The sequence below is a fragment of the Chryseobacterium sp. PTM-20240506 genome, assembly GCF_048296755.1.
GTDB lineage: Bacteria > Bacteroidota > Bacteroidia > Flavobacteriales > Weeksellaceae > Chryseobacterium > Chryseobacterium proteolyticum.
This window is the reverse complement of the sequence record NZ_CP182581.1, coordinates 2907808-2924983: the sequence shown is the minus strand read 5'-3', so window position 1 is coordinate 2924983 and position 17176 is coordinate 2907808. Positions and strand designations below refer to the sequence as shown.

The window sequence follows — 17176 nt, the reverse complement described above, 5'->3', positions numbered from 1 at the left end:
TGCAGTCTTTTTTAGCTTACTAAAGCTTTGTATTTTTTGCTGTTATCTGCGATTATCCAGATGTTAATTAGGAAAAGGACCAGGGAAATCGCAATCCCTGTTGAAGATGGGTCTCTGTATGTATTATGCAATACAATACCCACCATGACGGGTAAAATTACAATTGCTCCTAAAGCTCTTGTTTTTGGAAAGATAAAAAGTAATCCCCCAATAATTTCTACTACCCCCACTAAAGGCAGCAGCCAGCCGATTTCACCAAATGCAGTATATAACTTTATTTGTGCTTCGGTAAGTTTGGGTGCCGGATTGTAGTGCAGAAATTTGTCGAGCCCTGCATTCAGAAACATAAGTCCGAATAGTAGGCAAAGAATGAATTTTATGACTTTCATGATTGATGAATTTTCATCAAATGTAAAACAAAAATATTATTAATTTATGTATTTGTTTTAAAAAATGAATATAATGAACCTTAAAGGATTGGATTGCTCGTTTATTGTTATTTGAATTTATATATTTGTTGAACAAATTAAATAACAAGCTTATGTTAAAAAATCTTCAAAAGCTAGATCGTAAAGATCTTAAAGAAATTATAGGTGGAATAGGTACAGGTCCATGTGATATAGGTCCTGTTGGTTGTCCATGTAAGATTCCTCCTGGTGATCCATGTCTTGGTGGTGGGAATCCTGGTGATCCAGGCTCTGGAACAGACATGGGATATTGTCCTGATAGTCATACTTATATTCCATGTAATCAGTCATGCCCAAATGGAATGAGTCCTCTATGTGCAATAGGATAAAATTAAAAGCCTCCGATTTCGGAGGCCTAATTTTATAATTTTAATCCATTTCTTTTAACGTAATATTCTTCGAAATTTTATAACTCTTTTTCTTTTTATTAGGCTTTTCATCTTCACCCAGTAATTTTCCCCATGGCTGTAATCCATCCACTCTCTCAAAGATGATTTTAATAATAGCAATTGCAGGAATACAAAGGAACATTCCTGATATTCCCCACAGATGCTCCCCAACAATAATGCCTATAAAAGAAAATAATGCGTTGATCTTTACTTTCGAACCTACCACAAAAGGAAGTACAATATTCCCATCCACCACATGTACTCCTATGTAACCGATAATCACATATATACAGGTAGAAGGAGTAGTCGTTGCAAAAGCGATAAAACAAGAAATGACTAAGGAAATACAAATTCCCAGATAAGGAATAACGTTGAGCAATCCTGTTAACACACCTAATAAAATAGCATATTTAACGCCTAAAATTGCAAGGATAATTGACGTAAGGCTGGATACAATAATAATCTGTATGCAAAGGCCAATAATGTATTTTTTCGTCATGACGCGAACCTCAGATACTACTTCCTGTACACTTGCTTTATGTTTTTCACTAAAGACATTAACAATAAAGTTGTTAAGGATTCTTCTGTAATTTAAAATGAAGATGAAAAACAATATAAAAAACACAAGGAAGCCTAGGCCTGTAGAAAAGATTCCAAAAGTAAATCCCAGAATAACTCCTGAGGATGATAACAGTTTATTTAAAGCCTGATCAATGTAGTCGAGTTGTTCATGAATCTTAACATTGAATGTATGATATACCCATTTTTGAAGACCGTTGAAAACGGTGTCGAATTGCATTCTTAGGTGTGGGAGGTCCTTGGTGAAACTTGAAAGTTGAGATCCAAAGAAAAATATTAATCCTGCTAAGATCACTAACATACAAAGAACAGATATCATTGTGGAAACAGAGCGTGGAAATCTTAATTTTCTTTCTAAGAATGTAGAAAAAGGCAAAAATAACATTGCCATTAAAAAAGCAAGAAAGAAAGGAGCCAGGATGCTTTGTCCTAACTCTATAAGGTATCCGATACCTATAATTGAAATAATAACAAGGGTTAATTTTAGAAGGAAGGGAAGCTTAAAAAAATTCATAACTCATAATCTGTTTTATAAAATTAGTAAAACCCATTGAATTGAAAGGCTTTTTATTCAATTAACTTGAATTCTTTTCAGAATATAAATTAATTTGATTAAAGATGTGGTATCTAACTTCTGAATCCTGAGTAATTCTTTTAGGAAGACTTATAACTGAATGCCATACTTTTAAACAAAAAACACATCTCAAAACTGAGACGTGTTTTTTTGTTTATTGACTATATGATAAATGATAATATTACTTTTCTATGGCAATATCAATAACATCTTCCATTTTGTTAACGTAATGAACGTTAAGGTCTTTCAGATAATCTTTTTTGATTTCTTCCACATCTTTTCTGTTAGCTTCGCAAAGAATAACATCTTTAATACCTGCCCTTGTAGCTGCGAGAAGTTTTTCTTTGATACCTCCTACAGGAAGCACTTTTCCTCTGAGGGTAATTTCTCCCGTCATGGCCAGGTGAGGTTTAACTTTCTTGTTTTTAAAAGAAGAAACCATTGAGGTTAGCATGGCAATTCCCGCGGAAGGCCCGTCTTTTGGAGTGGCGCCTTCAGGAACGTGAACGTGAATGTTTTTCTTTTCGATATCTTCCTGATCGATTCCTAATTCTTTATGTTTTGCTTTGATATACTCCAATGCTATTGTCGCAGACTCTTTCATTACCGTTCCCAGGTTTCCTGTCATTGTCAGTGTGCCCTTTCCATTGCTGAGAATACTTTCGATAAATAAAATATCTCCTCCCACACTTGTCCAGGCCAATCCTGTAACTACTCCTGGAACTCCTGTGATCTCGGATAAACTTTTAGGTCTTGGGACACCAAGGATTTCATCTATTTTTTCAACAGTTATCTTAGGATCATAATCTTTAAGCAATGCGGTTTGTAATGCCACCCATCTTGCAATAGAAGCTATCCTTTTTTCTAATGTCCTTACTCCGCTTTCTGAAGTGTGAGCCTCTATAATATGTTTAAGTTCAGGATTTCCAAGCTTGAAAGATTTTGAAGTTAAGCCGTTTTCTTCCTGTTGTTTTTTGATAAGATGCCTTTTTGCGATTTCTGTTTTTTCCTCCATGGTATACCCTGCGATCTGAATGATTTCCATTCTGTCAAGGAGCGGGGTTTGTATGGTAGAGAGAGAATTTGCAGTAGCAATGAACATTACTTTAGACAAATCATAACCCATTTCCAGGAAATTATCATAGAATGCATTGTTTTGTTCAGGATCCAGAACCTCTAAAAGTGCAGAACTTGGGTCTCCATGGATTCCCTGTCCTACTTTATCAATTTCATCCAATACAATAACCGGATTAGACGTTCCTGATTTTTTTATGGACTGAAGAATTCTTCCTGCCATTGCTCCTATGTAGGTTTTTCTGTGTCCGCGAATCTCACTTTCATCATGAAGACCACCTAAAGATAACCGTACATATTTTCTTCCCAGGGCGTCGGCAACAGATTTTCCTAAAGAAGTTTTACCTACTCCGGGAGGACCTACAAGAAGTAAAATCGGAGATTTCATGTTGTTTTTTAATTTTAAAACAGCCATGTGTTCGAGGATTCTTTTCTTTATGTCTTCCAGCCCGAAATGTGCTTTTTCAAGAACTTTTTCAGCTTTTACAATGTCGAAAACATCTTTTGTATAAGTTTCCCATGGAAGGTCCGTGAAAAAATCAAGATAATTTCTCTGAACATTATAGTCCGGAGAATTAGGGTTTTGTCTTTGTAGTCTGTTGATTTCTTTTTGAAAATGTTCTTCAACCTCCTTGCTCCATTTTTTAGTCTTTGCCTTGTTGATAAGATCTTCTACATCTCCTTCTGCTCCACCTCCAAGTTCTTCCTGGATCGTTCTGATCTGTTGGTTAAGGAAGTATTCTCTCTGCTGCTTGTCAAGATCTTTTGATGTTTTCTGATGGATCTGGTTTCTTAATTCCAGTTTTCGGTAGTCCTCGTGCATCTTTTCATAACAGCTGTTGGCTCTTGCCATCAGGCTTTTTTCTTCAAGAAGCTTTTGCTTTTCTACAGAAGGGAAACTGGCATTGGTGCAAATAAAATTCAATAAATCATCGTTATTGTTGATGTTTTTTATTGCAAAATTAGCTGCGTTTGGAATATTTGGATCAAGCTCAATTATTTTTAAAGCTAAATCCTTAATATTTTCCAGTAAAGCATCATATTCATCCTGGTTTTTGGCTTTGGTATCTTTTAATTTAGAAATTTCAGCCTTAAAATAAGGTTGGGTTTCAATAAATTTTTTGACCTTAAAGCGGTGAAAACCTTTAGTAATAGCAGTAATATTTCCTTCAGGAAGTTTGATGATCTTTATGATCTTCGCCAGAGTTCCTGTTTGATATAAGTCTTTTTCAGTAGGCTGTTCTAGTTCTGAGTTTTTCTGACTTACAATCCCAATGAAATCTCCATTTTTCTGAGCCTCTTCAAGAAGCTGTATAGATGCCTTTCTTCCCGCGGTAATAGGTATTACTACATTTGGAAACATAACCATGTTCCTCACAGGAAGAATAGGAAATATTTTTTGTTCGGAATTTTTATCAGTTTCCGAAAAGTCGGAAAGATTTATCTCTTCCGCCACAATATCAAATCCATCGCTAATCATTTCCTCCAAACTAATATCTTCAAATTCTGTCATAGTAAATCAAATGACAAATTGTCATTCTCGTTTTAAATCGTTAAAGTGATTAAGCATAATATGCTAAGAAAATACCTAGTATATTATGTTAATGTAAGATGCACAATACCTATGCCATTTGTTTTTCATTAAAAAATATGGTCAAAATTTCCTTTTTTATGAAATTTGAATTTTAAAAATTAAAAAAAGCACTTGGATTTCTGTAATTTCTTAAAAATGTGTATTTTCGCAACCTGATAAAAAACTATAATTTATAAAATGGCAATTTTAGGACAGATTAGGAATAGACCTTGGCTTTTGATGGGAGTAATTGCACTGGCGCTTTTAGCGTTTTTAGTTAATCCTGATAGCATTGATAAGGTTTTTGGAAAAAATCCTGATGTTTTAGGAAAAGTAAATGGTGAAAAGATTACCCGTGAAGAGTTTAACGATCAACTTTTCGTATTGCAACAGCAGGCAGAGCAACAAGGTCAGCCCAAAAATGGTCTTGAAGAACAAGCTTGGCAGTTGTTGGTTCAATCAAAGCTTATCAAGCAGCAGTTTGATAAGATGGGGTTTGAAATGACAGATGATTACTTCTGGAGTCAGATTCAGTATGATCAGATGTTTGCTCAAAACAAACAATTCTTTGATGAGAAAGGTAATTTTAAGACTCAAGAGCTTAAGAAACAAGTTGAGGAATTAAAAACAACAAGTGCTGAAGGATACAATCAGTGGTTGAAAACCAGAAAATCTATTGAATACAGAATTATGGCAAGACAGGTTTTTGCTAATATTTCTACAGGGATCACTACAGGTAAAAAAGAAGCTGAAGAGTTGATGAGACAAAGAGATCAGATGGCTGATATCGACTTTGTGAAAGTGGATTACACATCTTACCTTCAGAAAAATAATATTAAAGTTAAGACAGAGGACCTTGCTGATTATATTAAGCAACATCCGGTGATGTTTAAGACTGAAGCAAGCAGAAATATTGGTATTGCTTTCTTTCCTTCTCAACCGAGTGCAGCTGATGATGCAGCAGCCTTAAAAGAAATCAATAAAATATTCTCAGGAGGAACTGATGCAAGCGGTGGGAAAGAAAATTTCCAAAATACAACCAATGACTCTATGTTTGTAATGGCCAACTCTGATATGCCTTTCAATAGCCAATATTTGAAGCCTAATCAATTGCCACAGACAATACAGTCACAGATTACAACTGCAGCTGTCGGACAGACTTTTGGTCCTTATAAAGAGCAAAATTTCTATGTGGTTTCTAAGCTTTTAGGTAAAAAGACTTCAGATTCTACACTATCAAGACATATCCTTATAGCATTCAAAGGAAGTCCTGCAGGAGAAGGTGTTACAAGATCCAAAGAAGAAGCTAAAAAATTAGCGGACTCTATCGGAGCTATTGTAAAAGCAAATCCTGCTAAATTCACAGAATTCTTAAAGCTTTCCAGCGATCCTAATTCTGCCGCTCAAGGAGGAAGTTTAGGATGGACTACTCCGGAAACTCCTTTCGTTCCTGAGTTCCTTACTTATTTGGCTAATAATCCAAAAGGAGCAACAGGTGTTGTAGAAACGCAGTTTGGATATCATATCATCAACATTGAAGATAAAAAGCCTGGTGCATTAGGATATAAAGTAGCGAATGTTGTAAAAGCAATCAAAGCTTCTGATGCTACGGAAGCAGATGTTGATAAAAAAGCAAGAAGATTCATTCAGCAGGTTCAGGGTAAATCTTTCAACGATTTCGTGAATATTGCTAAGAAAGGAAATTATCAATTCTCAAATCCTAAGGCCGCCAAAAGATTCGATGGTCAGTTACAAGGCTTAGGAACTGAAAAAGACGGTGATATTCTTGCGTGGGCTTTTGATAAGAAGAGATCTAAAGGGGATACAGAATTCTTTACAGTAGACGGAACGGGTGATAAAATTGTAGTATACCTTAACGGGAAACAGGAAAAAGGATTGGCAGATCCTGAGTCTGTAAGAGATCAGATCGAGGTGGTTGTGAAAAATAAGCTGGCTGCAAAACAGATAGCTGATAAGATTACGGCAGCTAAAGCTTCAAATCTTGATCAGATTGCAAAAATGTTTGCCACTACAAAACAAAGTGCTCAGGTGAATCTCTTAAATCCTTCAGTAGCCGGATCTATGGAGCCTAAAGTTGCCGGTGCTGCTTTTGGAGTTAAGAAATCTCAACTTTCTAAACCTGTAGAAGGAGGAACGGGAGTTTATGTTCTGATCAAAAAGAATGAAACTGTAAATAAACAACCTGGAGATCTTAAGCAATTTACAGAGTCTGTTACTCAAAGAAGTGCAGGAATGTTCGGACAGGCTTGGTTAAAGAGCTTGCAGGACAATGCTGATATCGATGATTACAGAATTGAAATCTGGAATAAGCTGGGAAATCAGCATTAATAAAAAAGTAATTTTATAGATACAAAAAGCGGCATAAAAAATGCCGCTTTTTTTGTATTTAACGCAGAGGAATAAACAGAAAGATTAATTTAAAATGTGCTATATTTGCTCATTAGAAAAAAATTAGCAAGTGAAGTTCAGTAAAGAATTAAAAGCTGGTGTAATTGCACTTTTAGCTATCGTAGGCTTTGTGTTATTATTTCAATTTATGAAAGGTCGTAGCCTTTTTACTACCGATAATATATTTTACGCGAAATATGATAATGTTGAAGGGTTGGCACAATCCTCAGCGGTATCCATCAATGGCTTGAAAGTAGGGCAGGTTGATAAGATCATTCCTCAGACAAGTAAAGATGGGAAAATCAATTTTGTTGTAAAAATTACGGTAGATAATAAATTTGAGTTTTCAAAGAACTCTACTCTTGAAATTTTTGAGCCGGGATTAATGTCTGGTAAAGAAATGCGTGTCAACCTTGTATATGGAGGGGCAACGGCAAAAGATGGGGACACTTTAAAAGGAGCTTTCAAATTGGGAACTTTGGGAAGTCTTTCTTCACAGGTAGGACCGGTTAAGGATCAATTGCAATCTGTTTTGCACCGTGTTGATTCTTTGATGGCCAATGCCAATATGATTGTTGATGGACAAAACAGGGCAGAGATCAAAGCTTTACTATCCAATCTTAATAAAACTGTAGGCGCATTACAAACAACTGCAGGAAGCGTTAACAATTTAGTTGGACACAATGATCCTAAACTTCAGAAAGTTTTAGATGATGCGAGCTTAACCATGCAAAGTGGGAAAGTGACTTTAGATAAATATGGCAACCTGGCAGAGAGCATCGATACTAAAAGGCTGAATGCAACCATTGCTAATCTGGATGCTACCGTTGGTAAACTTAACCAGGTAATCGGAGGAATAGACAACGGACAAGGGAGTTTAGGGAAGTTGATGAAAGATGAACAGCTGTATAATAATTTGAACTCTGCATCTACGAATCTTAATTCGTTAATTGAAGACATGAAAGCCAATCCTAAGAGATATATCAATTTCTCCGTTTTTGGTAAGAATAATAAAGACTAATATTTACACCTTATGCAGTACATCGATAACGTTATTTTTCTGATTTTATTAATTGCTGGGTTTGGGTTGTTTGCTAAAAGCCTGATGAAAATTTACAGAAATATTCAGTTAGGCAAAGAAATCAACCGAAGTGATAAAAAGTCCGAGCGCTGGGAAACCATGGCACGTGTTGCAATGGGGCAGAGTAAAATGGTAAAGAGACCTGTAGCGGGTATTTTACACCTTTTTGTTTATGTTGGTTTTATTATTATCAACATAGAACTTATCGAGATTATTGTCGATGGGATATTCGGTACTCACAGGTTCCTTGCTTCGGTTTTTGGGCATAGCTTCTATAGCTTCTTTACGGCAACCCTGGAAGTATTGGCATTATTGGTCATCATTGGAGTTGTTGTCTTTTTTATCCGTAGAAATTTTTATGGAGTAAAGAGATTAACAATGAAAGAATTGTTTGGATGGCCAAAACACGATGCCAACTGGATTCTTATTATTGAGTTTGCACTTATGATTGCTTTCCTTAAAATGAATACAGCAGATTGGGTACTTCAGCAAAGAGGGCTTCTTCCCGAGCATGGAAGTTTTCCAGTTAGTTCAACATTATTGGGACCTATCTTCAGCAATTTTAGTGATGGCTTTTTGTTTTTCACAGAAAAAGCAGCCTGGTGGTTTCATTTTGTGGGAATTTTGTTCTTCATGAATTACCTTTATTATTCTAAGCACCTTCATATTATCCTGGCATTCCCAAGTACATGGTATGCTAATTTGGAGAAAAAGGGGAAATTCAACAATTTGGAATCTGTAACGAAGGAGATTAAACTGATGATGGATCCTAATGCTGATCCATACGCTGCGCCGGCAGAAGGCGCTGAAGCAGATGTTCCTTCCAAATTCGGTGCTGAAGATATATTTGATCTGAATCAGGTTCAATTACTGAATGCCTATTCATGTACGGAATGCGGACGATGTACTTCTGTATGTCCTGCAAATATTACCGGTAAAAAGCTTTCTCCAAGGTTAATTCTAATGAAGACCAGGGACCGTATGGAAGAGGTTGGAAGAAATATTGACAAAAACGGAAAGTTTGTAGATGATGGCAAAAAGTTACTGAATGATTATATAACGAAAGAAGAGCTTTGGGCATGTACTACTTGTAATGCTTGTACAGAAGCTTGTCCTATATTACTGGATCCGCTTTCCATTATTTTTGAAATGAGAAGATTTCTGGTAATGGAGCAATCGGCAGCACCACAGGAACTGAATTTGATGATGACTAATGTGGAAAATAATGCTGCTCCTTGGCAGTATAATCAGGCAGACCGTTTAAACTGGGCAAACGAAAACTAGATAATTAATCAATTTGAAAATTTGAAAAATTGATTTCACTCAACCTATTTTCAAATTTCCAAATCCTCATATTTTTCAAATCGTAAGAAAAGATGGATTTCAATATAAAAACAATGGCAGAATATGCTGCCGAAGGAAAAGCACCGGAAGTTTTATTCTGGGTGGGTTGCGCTGGTAGCTTTGACGACCGTGCAAAGAAAATTACGAAAGCTTTTTGCAAAATATTAAATAAAATAGGCGTTGAATTTGGGGTTTTGGGCCAGGAAGAAAGCTGTACAGGAGATCCTGCAAAACGTGCAGGAAACGAGTTTGTTTTCCAAATGATGGCATTAACGAATATTGAAGTCCTCAATGCCTATGAAGTGAAGAAAATTGTAACGGCATGTCCTCATTGCTTCAATACGCTTAAAAATGAATATCCAAGCTTAGGTGGACATTTTGAGGTAGTACATCATACTCAATTTCTTAAAAGTTTAATGGAGGAAGGCAGATTGAAAATTGAAGGTGGTGCCTTCAAAGGAAAGAAGATTACCTTCCATGATCCATGTTATTTAGGAAGAGCGAATAACGAATACGAAGCGCCAAGAATACTTTTGGAAAAACTTAATGCTGAGTTGGTAGAAATGAAACGTTGCAAAACCAACGGACTATGTTGTGGTGCAGGAGGAGCACAAATGTTTAAAGAACCTGAAAAAGGAAATAAGGATATTAATATAGAAAGAACTGAAGAGGCATTGTCTTTTGAGCCTAAAGTAATTGCTACTGGTTGTCCTTTCTGTAATACGATGATGACGGATGGGGTGAAACATTTCAATAAAAATGATGAAGTGGCCGTAAAAGATATTGTAGAGCTTCTTGCCGAGGCAGAAGATTTATAATATTGATCTATTGCTGATGTATTGATTCTTAATGAAGACAAAATGGAAAGTTTCCTTCCTTTTAGTAATTCTGATTTTATCTTACCTTACGTTTTGGAATTATAAAAACAGAATATACGATTGGGATATGCCAGGATATCTGGGGTGTTTATATACCTCCCGGTTTCCGGATTCTCCTGAAAAAGTAAGGAATCTTACTTTCGGTTTTATTGAAAAAGAAGCACCCGCAGATCAGTATAACGACATCATCGGATTGAAACCTGTAGACAGGGCAAGACAGGTTTTTAAAAACGATACACAATCTTTTACCGAACAAATTCCGTACTTCCAGATAAAGGCCGGATATAACCTGGCGATTTCCTTTTTTTACGAAATAGGATTTTCTCCTCCTATGGCAGTTTTAGTAGCGAGCCTTATTTCTTATTTTATATCCGGACTACTGTTATTTTATATCGTTACAATTATATTTCCTCAGAAATATCTCATTGCAGCCGGGCTTACTATTGTAATAGCTCTATTACCTCCGATGACTTATATGTCCAGGGTTTCCACACCGGATATGTTTATATTTCAATTTTTACTTGTTTTTGCAATAGGTTGGATAAAACGCTGGAATAAATGGATCATGTTTTTGATTCTTTTAGGCATTACATTTACACGACCTGATTATATTCCTTTTACTTTGAGCTATCTGATGAGTGTTATTGTATTTGAATATTATAAGGATAAAAAGATTGATTTCTATATCCTGATCCAGGGAGCGGCACTTTTGTGTCTGTATATGTTTATTATCAAGTTTTATAATTATCCCGGATGGAAAAATCTTTTTTATGACTCTTTTATCTACAGAAGACCAACAATATCAGCTCAACCTGCGGTGTTTACTATTGAGGAGTATCTTCATATCCTTTTAAATAAGATTATTTATTTTAAGAAAGTAAGTCTGATCTCTTTAAGTATGCTTGGTGCTGTTTTTTATCTTTCTAAGGATCAGTGGGTAAAATTATCTGCATGTCTTATTTTCGCCAATATTTATATTAAATTTATTTTTTTTCCACATTCTTCGGGTCTTAGGTTCTTTTTTGGATTCATTATACTCCTTTTTATAATATTGTTGTATGCCTTAAGTAAAAAATACAATGGTTTTAAACTGAATAAAATTGTGTAATTTTATACTTTAAATTTACAGCAATGAAGATTGAAGAATCCAATATAGTAGAAACAAGCGATTACAGAGTTATCATATATCCTGCGACAAGGCCTTTCACCACAAAAGAAGCTAAAGTTATTACAGAGAAACTGTACGACTTTCTGGCAGGGTGGGCAGCCCACGGGAAACCTCTTTCATCATCTTTTAAAATTGAAAAGAATCAGTTTATCGTGATCTGTGTAGATGAAGAAAAAGAAATGGCTTCAGGATGCAGCATCGATGCTTTGGGAAAGGTAATGAGAGAAATCGATGCGGAGTATGAATTGGGGTTATTTGACAGAATGAAGGCGAGTTACGTTGAAGAAGGAGAAATCAAAACATTAAAATTGATCGATTTTAAGACAAAGCTTAGAAACGGAGAATTATCAAGGGATATTCAGGTATTTGATTTTTCTAAAAACACATACCTTGATTTTTTGAGTCATTTCCTATTACCTCTTGATAAGAGCTGGGCTGCTGATATTAAATAAATTTATCGAAAGTCAAAAGAAAAGAAAAGCGGATTGTTCCGCTTTTTTTCTTTTTAAAGTATATTTGTATCCAACCGGATTTTTAACTCATTTTATTTATCCGGCTATCATTTTCCAGAACCATGCCTAAAATACTTTTTCTAACCACCGCACATAGATATGATGATGACAGGATCTTCTATCATCAGGCTAAAGAGCTTAAAGGGAGGGGGTTTGACGTGAAAATCTGTAGTTTGAGCTCCGGATACAAGGGAATTATTGACGGGATAGAAATTGAATCTTATCCGGTTTTAGACCAAAGCACGAGCAGTAAGATTAAGATTTTTAAAAGGGTTTGTGATAGTTTCCAGCCGGACAGTATCATAAGTTCAGAACCACTGGCGGTTATAGCTTCAAAAAAGATAAAGAAGGAACGGGGAATAAGTGTTATCTATGATATTACGGAATGGTATCCCTCCAAAAGAATGGTTGAAAACTTCTCATTTTTTCTAAAAGGGATTCATGCTTTTAAATTTTTGATGATTCAATTGTATGCAGGATGGATAAGTACTCATTTTATTTTTGGGGAGAACACCAAAAAATTTCCTCTGGCATATGTCTTTCCGTTTAAAAGGAATATTACTTTGCCTTATTTTCCCAATGATGCTTATATTCATCCGAATATTAAGAAATTAGATCCGAATAAAATAACATTGTGTTATACGGGGCAGATTTCCAAAGAGAAAGGGATTGAAAATTTTTTTAAAGCTATTGATACATTAAGAAAAAAAAGACCGGAACTGGAGATTGCAATTCTGATTATAGGGTCATCAAGAAAGGAAAAGGATGAAAAATATTTTTCTTACTTACTTTCAAAGTACAAGTGGGAAAATATAACCATTAAAAAGCCTGCTTCTTTTGAGACTTTTACAGAAGCATATGCTGAAGCTGATTTATGTTTTGACCTTAGGGAAATGAGCTATGAAAACCATCATTGTTTACCAATTAAAATATTCTATTACGCTGCATCTGGAAAACCTGTTATTTATACCGATTTAAAAGCTACCCGGCAGCACGTAGATGTTTCTGAGTTTGGGGTTTTGGTTGATCCTGAAGATGACGATGCTATTTCAGATGCCATTATCAATTACATAGATCATCCTGAGGTATATAACAGACATGCACTGAATGCCAGACAAGAGTATGAGAAGAAATACAACTGGAATCTCATAAAAAAGCGTTTTACAGACTTCGTCAAACAATCACTTCATAATTGATATGATGAAGCAAAATACAATTGTGAAAACGTTTATTTCCCGCTTTTTAATATTGATATTAAATTTCGGGCTGGTCATTTATACAACCAATATGTGGGGCAGTGAAGGGAAAGGGACAATTTCCATTGTGATTGCCGACCTTACCATTGTAGGCTTTTTCTGTAACATTTTTGTGGGAAGCAGCGTCACATATTTTGCCTCAAAATATAAAACGGAACAAATTCTTTTGTATGCTTATCTATGGTCTGTTTTAATAGGGATAGCTGTTCCGCTTATTTTTAGTATTATTCGTCCGGTAGAATATTTATCCTATCTCATTGGACTGTCTGTTTTGTCTTCACTTCTTGCCGCTAATATTAACTTGTTTGTCGGGCAGCAGAATATCAGAATGTTCAATCTATATACTATTTTGCAGCAGGTAGTTCATATTGTTTTTATTATAATTATTGTATACCTTATTAACATTACGTCAGTTGTTTCTTACTTTATAGCCCAGCTAAGTTGCTTTGCCGTTTTATTCATAACTAGTAGCTTTCAAATCTTACGTTATTGTGAAATTGGCCGTATTTCATTTTCTAAAAAAATTCGTAATAAGCTGTTTGATTATGGTTGGAAGACACAATTAAGTGCTTTTCTCCAGTTTTTAAATAACAGGTTATCATTTTACTTTTTAGAATTTTTTAAGGGGATTACGAGTGTTGGTGTTTTTTCTATCGGAATTGCTTTTTCTGAGGCGATCTGGACTGTAAGTAAAAGCCTTTCTGTGGTTTTATATTCAGATGTGGTTAATACCAGCAATCATAACATCGCTATTGAAAAAACAAAGATATCTTTGAAGATCAGTTTTCTGGTTACCTTACTTTTTATTATCATCATTTTGCTTTTACCAGCCCAGTTCTATGTGATGATTTTTGGTAAAGATTTTAGCGAAACCAAACGGATCACCCTGTTTTTATCTCCCGGCATTCTGGCTATAGCCGTAAGTAATATAATAGGATATTATTTTGCCGGGGTGAATAAGCTGAGAATATTAAATATTAAATCTGTAATAGGGCTTATTTTTACGATCGTTTCATCCTTTTTTATCATTCCAAGGTGGGGAATTACAGGAGCCTGTATCATAACCTCTGTTTCCTATTGTATTTCATCCGGATTATTGTTCTGGAAATTTTATGAACTGACAGAGTTCCATATCCGTGATTTTATGATTTCAAAATCTGAAATTAATTTGTTGCTGAATAAAGTATTAAGAAAAAATAATTAAAATATGTTTTATCTTTGTTCGAAATGAGAAATGTTATATTCGGAATTCTGGTAGTTTTTTTTGCGCTTCTGAGCTGTAGAAGCGACGAGGATAGTATACAAAGGATAGATCAGATTGTTAATCTGTATATGAAGAACAGTGCCGGACAGGATTTATTGAATGCCAAAAAGAGCGGCTCATTTACCGCAATTTCAATGAATGATATCAATGGGATCAGCGATAATGCTCCGGTAAGTTTTGCATTAAAGGCTACGGCAGATTCTACACTTTATATTGAGTATATTGCGGGAGCCAGAAGAGTAACTGTAGATTCAATAAGCCCTGCAGATCGAACTTACGAATCCCGTATTACATTAGCACTTACAAAAAAGCTTACAGAAACCACCAATGATGTGACAAATGATGTTCTCAGAATCCAATATCATTGGACACCTTACGTATTCGAAGTCTCCAAAGTATTTTATAATGATGAGCTGAAGTTTACAAAACAACCAGGTGCTCCAAATGTTGTTACCATTATAAAATAATTTTAAATTTGCAAAACTGTTAGCCTGGATGATCTATGGTTTAACATTCTAATCAACTAACATCCAAATAAAATGTTACAAGTTAATTTTTTACGCGATAACAAAGAGCGCGTTTTAGAAGGTCTGAAAAAAAGACAATTCAAAAATCTTGAGTTGGTAGACGAAGCTATTGCTACCGATGACGAAAGAAAAAAAATCCAGTTTGAATTAGATTCTCAACTTTCCGAAATCAATAAAATCTCCAAAGAAATTGGGCTTTTAATGAAAGAGGGTAAAAAAGATGAAGCAGAATCAGCAAAATCTAAAACAGCACAATTTAAAGAGTCGAGTAAAGAATTACAATCACAACTGGATGTAAAAGAAAAAGACTTATTAAATATCCTGTATCAACTTCCGAATATTCCAAATGAGCTTGTAAAGAACGGAGCATCAGCAGATGATAATGAAATCATTTATCAGTCTCATGAAGTTGAAAGTCTTGGAGAAGGAGCAATTCCACACTGGGAGCTGGCAAAAAAATATAACCTTATTGATTTCGAATTAGGGGTGAAGATTGCAGGAGCAGGTTTTCCTGTTTATTTAGGAAAAGGGGCAAGAATGCAAAGAGCATTGGTACAGTATTTTCTTGATAAAAATGTAGATGCCGGATATATGGAGGTAAATCCTCCTCACGTAGTTAATGAGGCATCTGGATATGGTACCGGACAATTACCGGACAAAGAGGGGCAAATGTATCATATCGGTGCGGATGATCTCTATTTGATTCCTACAGCTGAAGTTCCGGTAACAAATTTATATCGTGATGTTTTACTGGAAGAAAAAGATCTTCCTATTAAGAATACGGCATTTTCACAATGTTACAGAAGGGAGGCCGGTAGTTATGGAGCTCATGTAAGAGGATTGAACCGTCTTCATCAATTTGAAAAAGTAGAAATTGTAAGAATTGAAAAGCCTGAAAATTCTTATGCCGTTTTGGAAGAAATGGTTGAACATATCAAAGAGATTCTTACGGATCTTGAACTTCCTTACAGGGTATTAAGACTATGTGGGGGGGATACAGGTTTTGCGTCTGCAATGACATATGATTTCGAAGTATGGAGTGCTGCTCAGGAAAAATGGTTGGAAGTAAGTTCTGTTTCTAATTTTGAAACATTCCAGGCGAATCGTTTAAAATGCCGTTATAAAACAGATGGCAAGTCTCAGCTGGTTCATACCCTAAATGGTTCTGCTATGGCCTTACCACGAATTATGGCTGCATTGCTTGAAAATAATCAGACCGAAGAAGGAATCAGACTTCCGAAAAAAGTGGCTGAATATGCAAAATTTGAATTGATTAATTAATTCAGAAATATATAATATGAAAACCACCGGCATACCGGTGGTTTTTTGTTTTTATTCTGTTGTAATAATGATCATTTTATCATCATGTTTGAACTTAAATCCTTTATCATAAAGCGCTTTAATATCGTATTCTATCCTAATCGAATGATCATCAACCTGCTGTACCCAGTCATGCTTTCCGGTAATGGATTTTATTTTGTTTTCAAATTTCAGAGTAGTTCCGATCTTCTTAAAAAGCATAGGTAACAAACCTTCAGCACTCTCGATTTCTTCTTGTGGTGTTTTTGATTTGAGCGCTTCCTCAATATTTTTAAGATTAAGATTTTCTGTATTGATCGTTAAGGTTTTACCATTCCAGTCATTATATACATTTTGATCAACAGGGAGCTGATAGCCTACGGAAAGACGATGGAGTGCATCATAATCAGGTTTTGAGAAATGGTCTAGTTTTAAAGAAAATCCTGCATATTCATTATTTTCTTTATTGGATTTCATAAAAACCTTCTTTAATATTTTTATGGAATCCTGATCCTTGATTTTACCTTTGTTTTTTTCTTTATCCAACTCATACATGCTTGTCCAGGTTGTGGGAAGTTTATCCATTTCGCCAAGCTCCTTTTTCTGTAAAGAATCCGTTGTCATGGCTTTCATTTCGGCCATAAACTCACGCACATCGATATCCATAACCGTAGAGGACGCAGCATCTTTATAATAAACTATTTCAGAATTGATGGTACAGGATTGCAATGCCAAAAGGCACATCGTGAATAACAGGAATGTTTTTTTCATGGGTATAGTAA

General features: G+C 35.3%; 15 protein-coding genes. 10 read left to right on the top strand and 5 right to left on the bottom strand.

Annotation, left to right across the window (positions count from 1 at the left end; translation table 11 throughout):
• Positions 1-11 precede the first annotated feature (11 nt).
• The 4 genes from ACNFU2_RS12910 to lon all read right to left on the bottom strand — a co-directional run bounded on the left by ACNFU2_RS12910 (position 12) and on the right by lon (position 4596).
• Positions 12-389: a DoxX family protein gene (locus tag ACNFU2_RS12910; RefSeq protein ID WP_172281280.1), complete on the bottom strand. Its 378-nt coding sequence runs from the start codon at positions 387-389 to the stop codon at positions 12-14.
• A 173-nt stretch (positions 390-562) separates the two neighbouring features.
• Complete coding sequence (locus ACNFU2_RS12905) at positions 563-733, bottom strand: hypothetical protein (protein WP_273650045.1); 171 nt, start codon at positions 731-733, stop codon at positions 563-565.
• A gap of 103 nt (positions 734-836) precedes the next feature.
• Positions 837-1949: an AI-2E family transporter gene (locus ACNFU2_RS12900; protein ID WP_172281278.1), complete on the bottom strand. Its 1113-nt coding sequence runs from the start codon at positions 1947-1949 to the stop codon at positions 837-839.
• Positions 1950-2190: 241 nt separating this feature from the next.
• Positions 2191-4596, bottom strand: coding sequence for an endopeptidase La (gene lon / locus ACNFU2_RS12895; RefSeq protein ID WP_172281276.1), 2406 nt, complete (start codon positions 4594-4596; stop codon positions 2191-2193).
• Positions 4597-4854: 258 nt separating this feature from the next.
• Between lon and ACNFU2_RS12890 the strand changes: the two genes are divergently transcribed.
• From ACNFU2_RS12890 to serS, 10 genes are all read left to right on the top strand, one after another.
• The gene (locus tag ACNFU2_RS12890; protein WP_273650042.1) at positions 4855-7005 is read left to right on the top strand and encodes a SurA N-terminal domain-containing protein; all 2151 of its coding nucleotides are present in this window, start codon (positions 4855-4857) and stop codon (positions 7003-7005) included.
• A 130-nt stretch (positions 7006-7135) separates the two neighbouring features.
• Positions 7136-8086 (top strand): MlaD family protein, encoded by a 951-nt coding sequence (locus ACNFU2_RS12885; protein ID WP_172281272.1) that lies wholly within the window; start codon positions 7136-7138, stop codon positions 8084-8086.
• 12 nt (positions 8087-8098) lie between these two features.
• Entirely contained in the window at positions 8099-9430 is a 1332-nt protein-coding gene (locus ACNFU2_RS12880) for a (Fe-S)-binding protein (protein WP_172281270.1), read from the top strand.
• A 92-nt stretch (positions 9431-9522) separates the two neighbouring features.
• On the top strand, positions 9523-10308 hold the full coding sequence (locus ACNFU2_RS12875; protein WP_418121960.1) for a (Fe-S)-binding protein: 786 nt from the start codon (positions 9523-9525) through the stop codon (positions 10306-10308).
• 31 nt (positions 10309-10339) lie between these two features.
• The gene (locus tag ACNFU2_RS12870) at positions 10340-11476 is read left to right on the top strand and encodes a hypothetical protein (protein WP_273650038.1); all 1137 of its coding nucleotides are present in this window, start codon (positions 10340-10342) and stop codon (positions 11474-11476) included.
• A gap of 23 nt (positions 11477-11499) precedes the next feature.
• Positions 11500-11988, top strand: a complete 489-nt coding sequence (locus ACNFU2_RS12865) for a hypothetical protein (protein ID WP_172281264.1) — start codon at positions 11500-11502, stop codon at positions 11986-11988.
• Positions 11989-12110: 122 nt separating this feature from the next.
• Positions 12111-13244 (top strand): glycosyltransferase, encoded by a 1134-nt coding sequence (locus tag ACNFU2_RS12860; protein ID WP_273650036.1) that lies wholly within the window; start codon positions 12111-12113, stop codon positions 13242-13244.
• A 22-nt stretch (positions 13245-13266) separates the two neighbouring features.
• Positions 13267-14508: a polysaccharide biosynthesis C-terminal domain-containing protein gene (locus ACNFU2_RS12855; protein ID WP_273650035.1), complete on the top strand. Its 1242-nt coding sequence runs from the start codon at positions 13267-13269 to the stop codon at positions 14506-14508.
• Between the two features lie 23 nt (positions 14509-14531).
• Positions 14532-15035 (top strand): hypothetical protein, encoded by a 504-nt coding sequence (locus tag ACNFU2_RS12850; RefSeq protein ID WP_273650033.1) that lies wholly within the window; start codon positions 14532-14534, stop codon positions 15033-15035.
• 72 nt (positions 15036-15107) lie between these two features.
• A complete protein-coding gene (gene serS / locus ACNFU2_RS12845) occupies positions 15108-16376 on the top strand; it encodes a serine--tRNA ligase (RefSeq protein WP_418121957.1) in 1269 nt (422 codons plus the stop codon).
• A gap of 51 nt (positions 16377-16427) precedes the next feature.
• On the opposite strand, the gene ACNFU2_RS12840 is transcribed toward serS, so the two are convergent.
• Positions 16428-17165, bottom strand: coding sequence for a hypothetical protein (locus tag ACNFU2_RS12840; RefSeq protein ID WP_273650030.1), 738 nt, complete (start codon positions 17163-17165; stop codon positions 16428-16430).
• Positions 17166-17176: the final 11 nt, after the last annotated feature.

Excerpts from the sequence above, each read along its gene's own strand:
- ACNFU2_RS12910 (WP_172281280.1), bottom strand. The coding sequence starts at position 389 with ATGAAAGTCATAAAATTCATTCTTTGCCTACTATTCGGACTTATGTTT.
- ACNFU2_RS12905 (WP_273650045.1), bottom strand. The coding sequence starts at position 733 with ATGACTATCAGGACAATATCCCATGTCTGTTCCAGAGCCTGGATCACC.
- ACNFU2_RS12900 (WP_172281278.1), bottom strand. The coding sequence starts at position 1,949 with ATGAATTTTTTTAAGCTTCCCTTCCTTCTAAAATTAACCCTTGTTATT.
- lon (WP_172281276.1), bottom strand. The coding sequence starts at position 4,596 with ATGACAGAATTTGAAGATATTAGTTTGGAGGAAATGATTAGCGATGGA.
- ACNFU2_RS12890 (WP_273650042.1), top strand. The coding sequence starts at position 4,855 with ATGGCAATTTTAGGACAGATTAGGAATAGACCTTGGCTTTTGATGGGA.
- ACNFU2_RS12880 (WP_172281270.1), top strand. The coding sequence starts at position 8,099 with ATGCAGTACATCGATAACGTTATTTTTCTGATTTTATTAATTGCTGGG.
- ACNFU2_RS12875 (WP_418121960.1), top strand. The coding sequence starts at position 9,523 with ATGGATTTCAATATAAAAACAATGGCAGAATATGCTGCCGAAGGAAAA.
- ACNFU2_RS12870 (WP_273650038.1), top strand. The coding sequence starts at position 10,340 with ATGAAGACAAAATGGAAAGTTTCCTTCCTTTTAGTAATTCTGATTTTA.
- ACNFU2_RS12865 (WP_172281264.1), top strand. The coding sequence starts at position 11,500 with ATGAAGATTGAAGAATCCAATATAGTAGAAACAAGCGATTACAGAGTT.
- ACNFU2_RS12860 (WP_273650036.1), top strand. The coding sequence starts at position 12,111 with ATGCCTAAAATACTTTTTCTAACCACCGCACATAGATATGATGATGAC.
- ACNFU2_RS12850 (WP_273650033.1), top strand. The coding sequence starts at position 14,532 with ATGAGAAATGTTATATTCGGAATTCTGGTAGTTTTTTTTGCGCTTCTG.
- serS (WP_418121957.1), top strand. The coding sequence starts at position 15,108 with ATGTTACAAGTTAATTTTTTACGCGATAACAAAGAGCGCGTTTTAGAA.
- ACNFU2_RS12840 (WP_273650030.1), bottom strand. The coding sequence starts at position 17,165 with ATGAAAAAAACATTCCTGTTATTCACGATGTGCCTTTTGGCATTGCAA.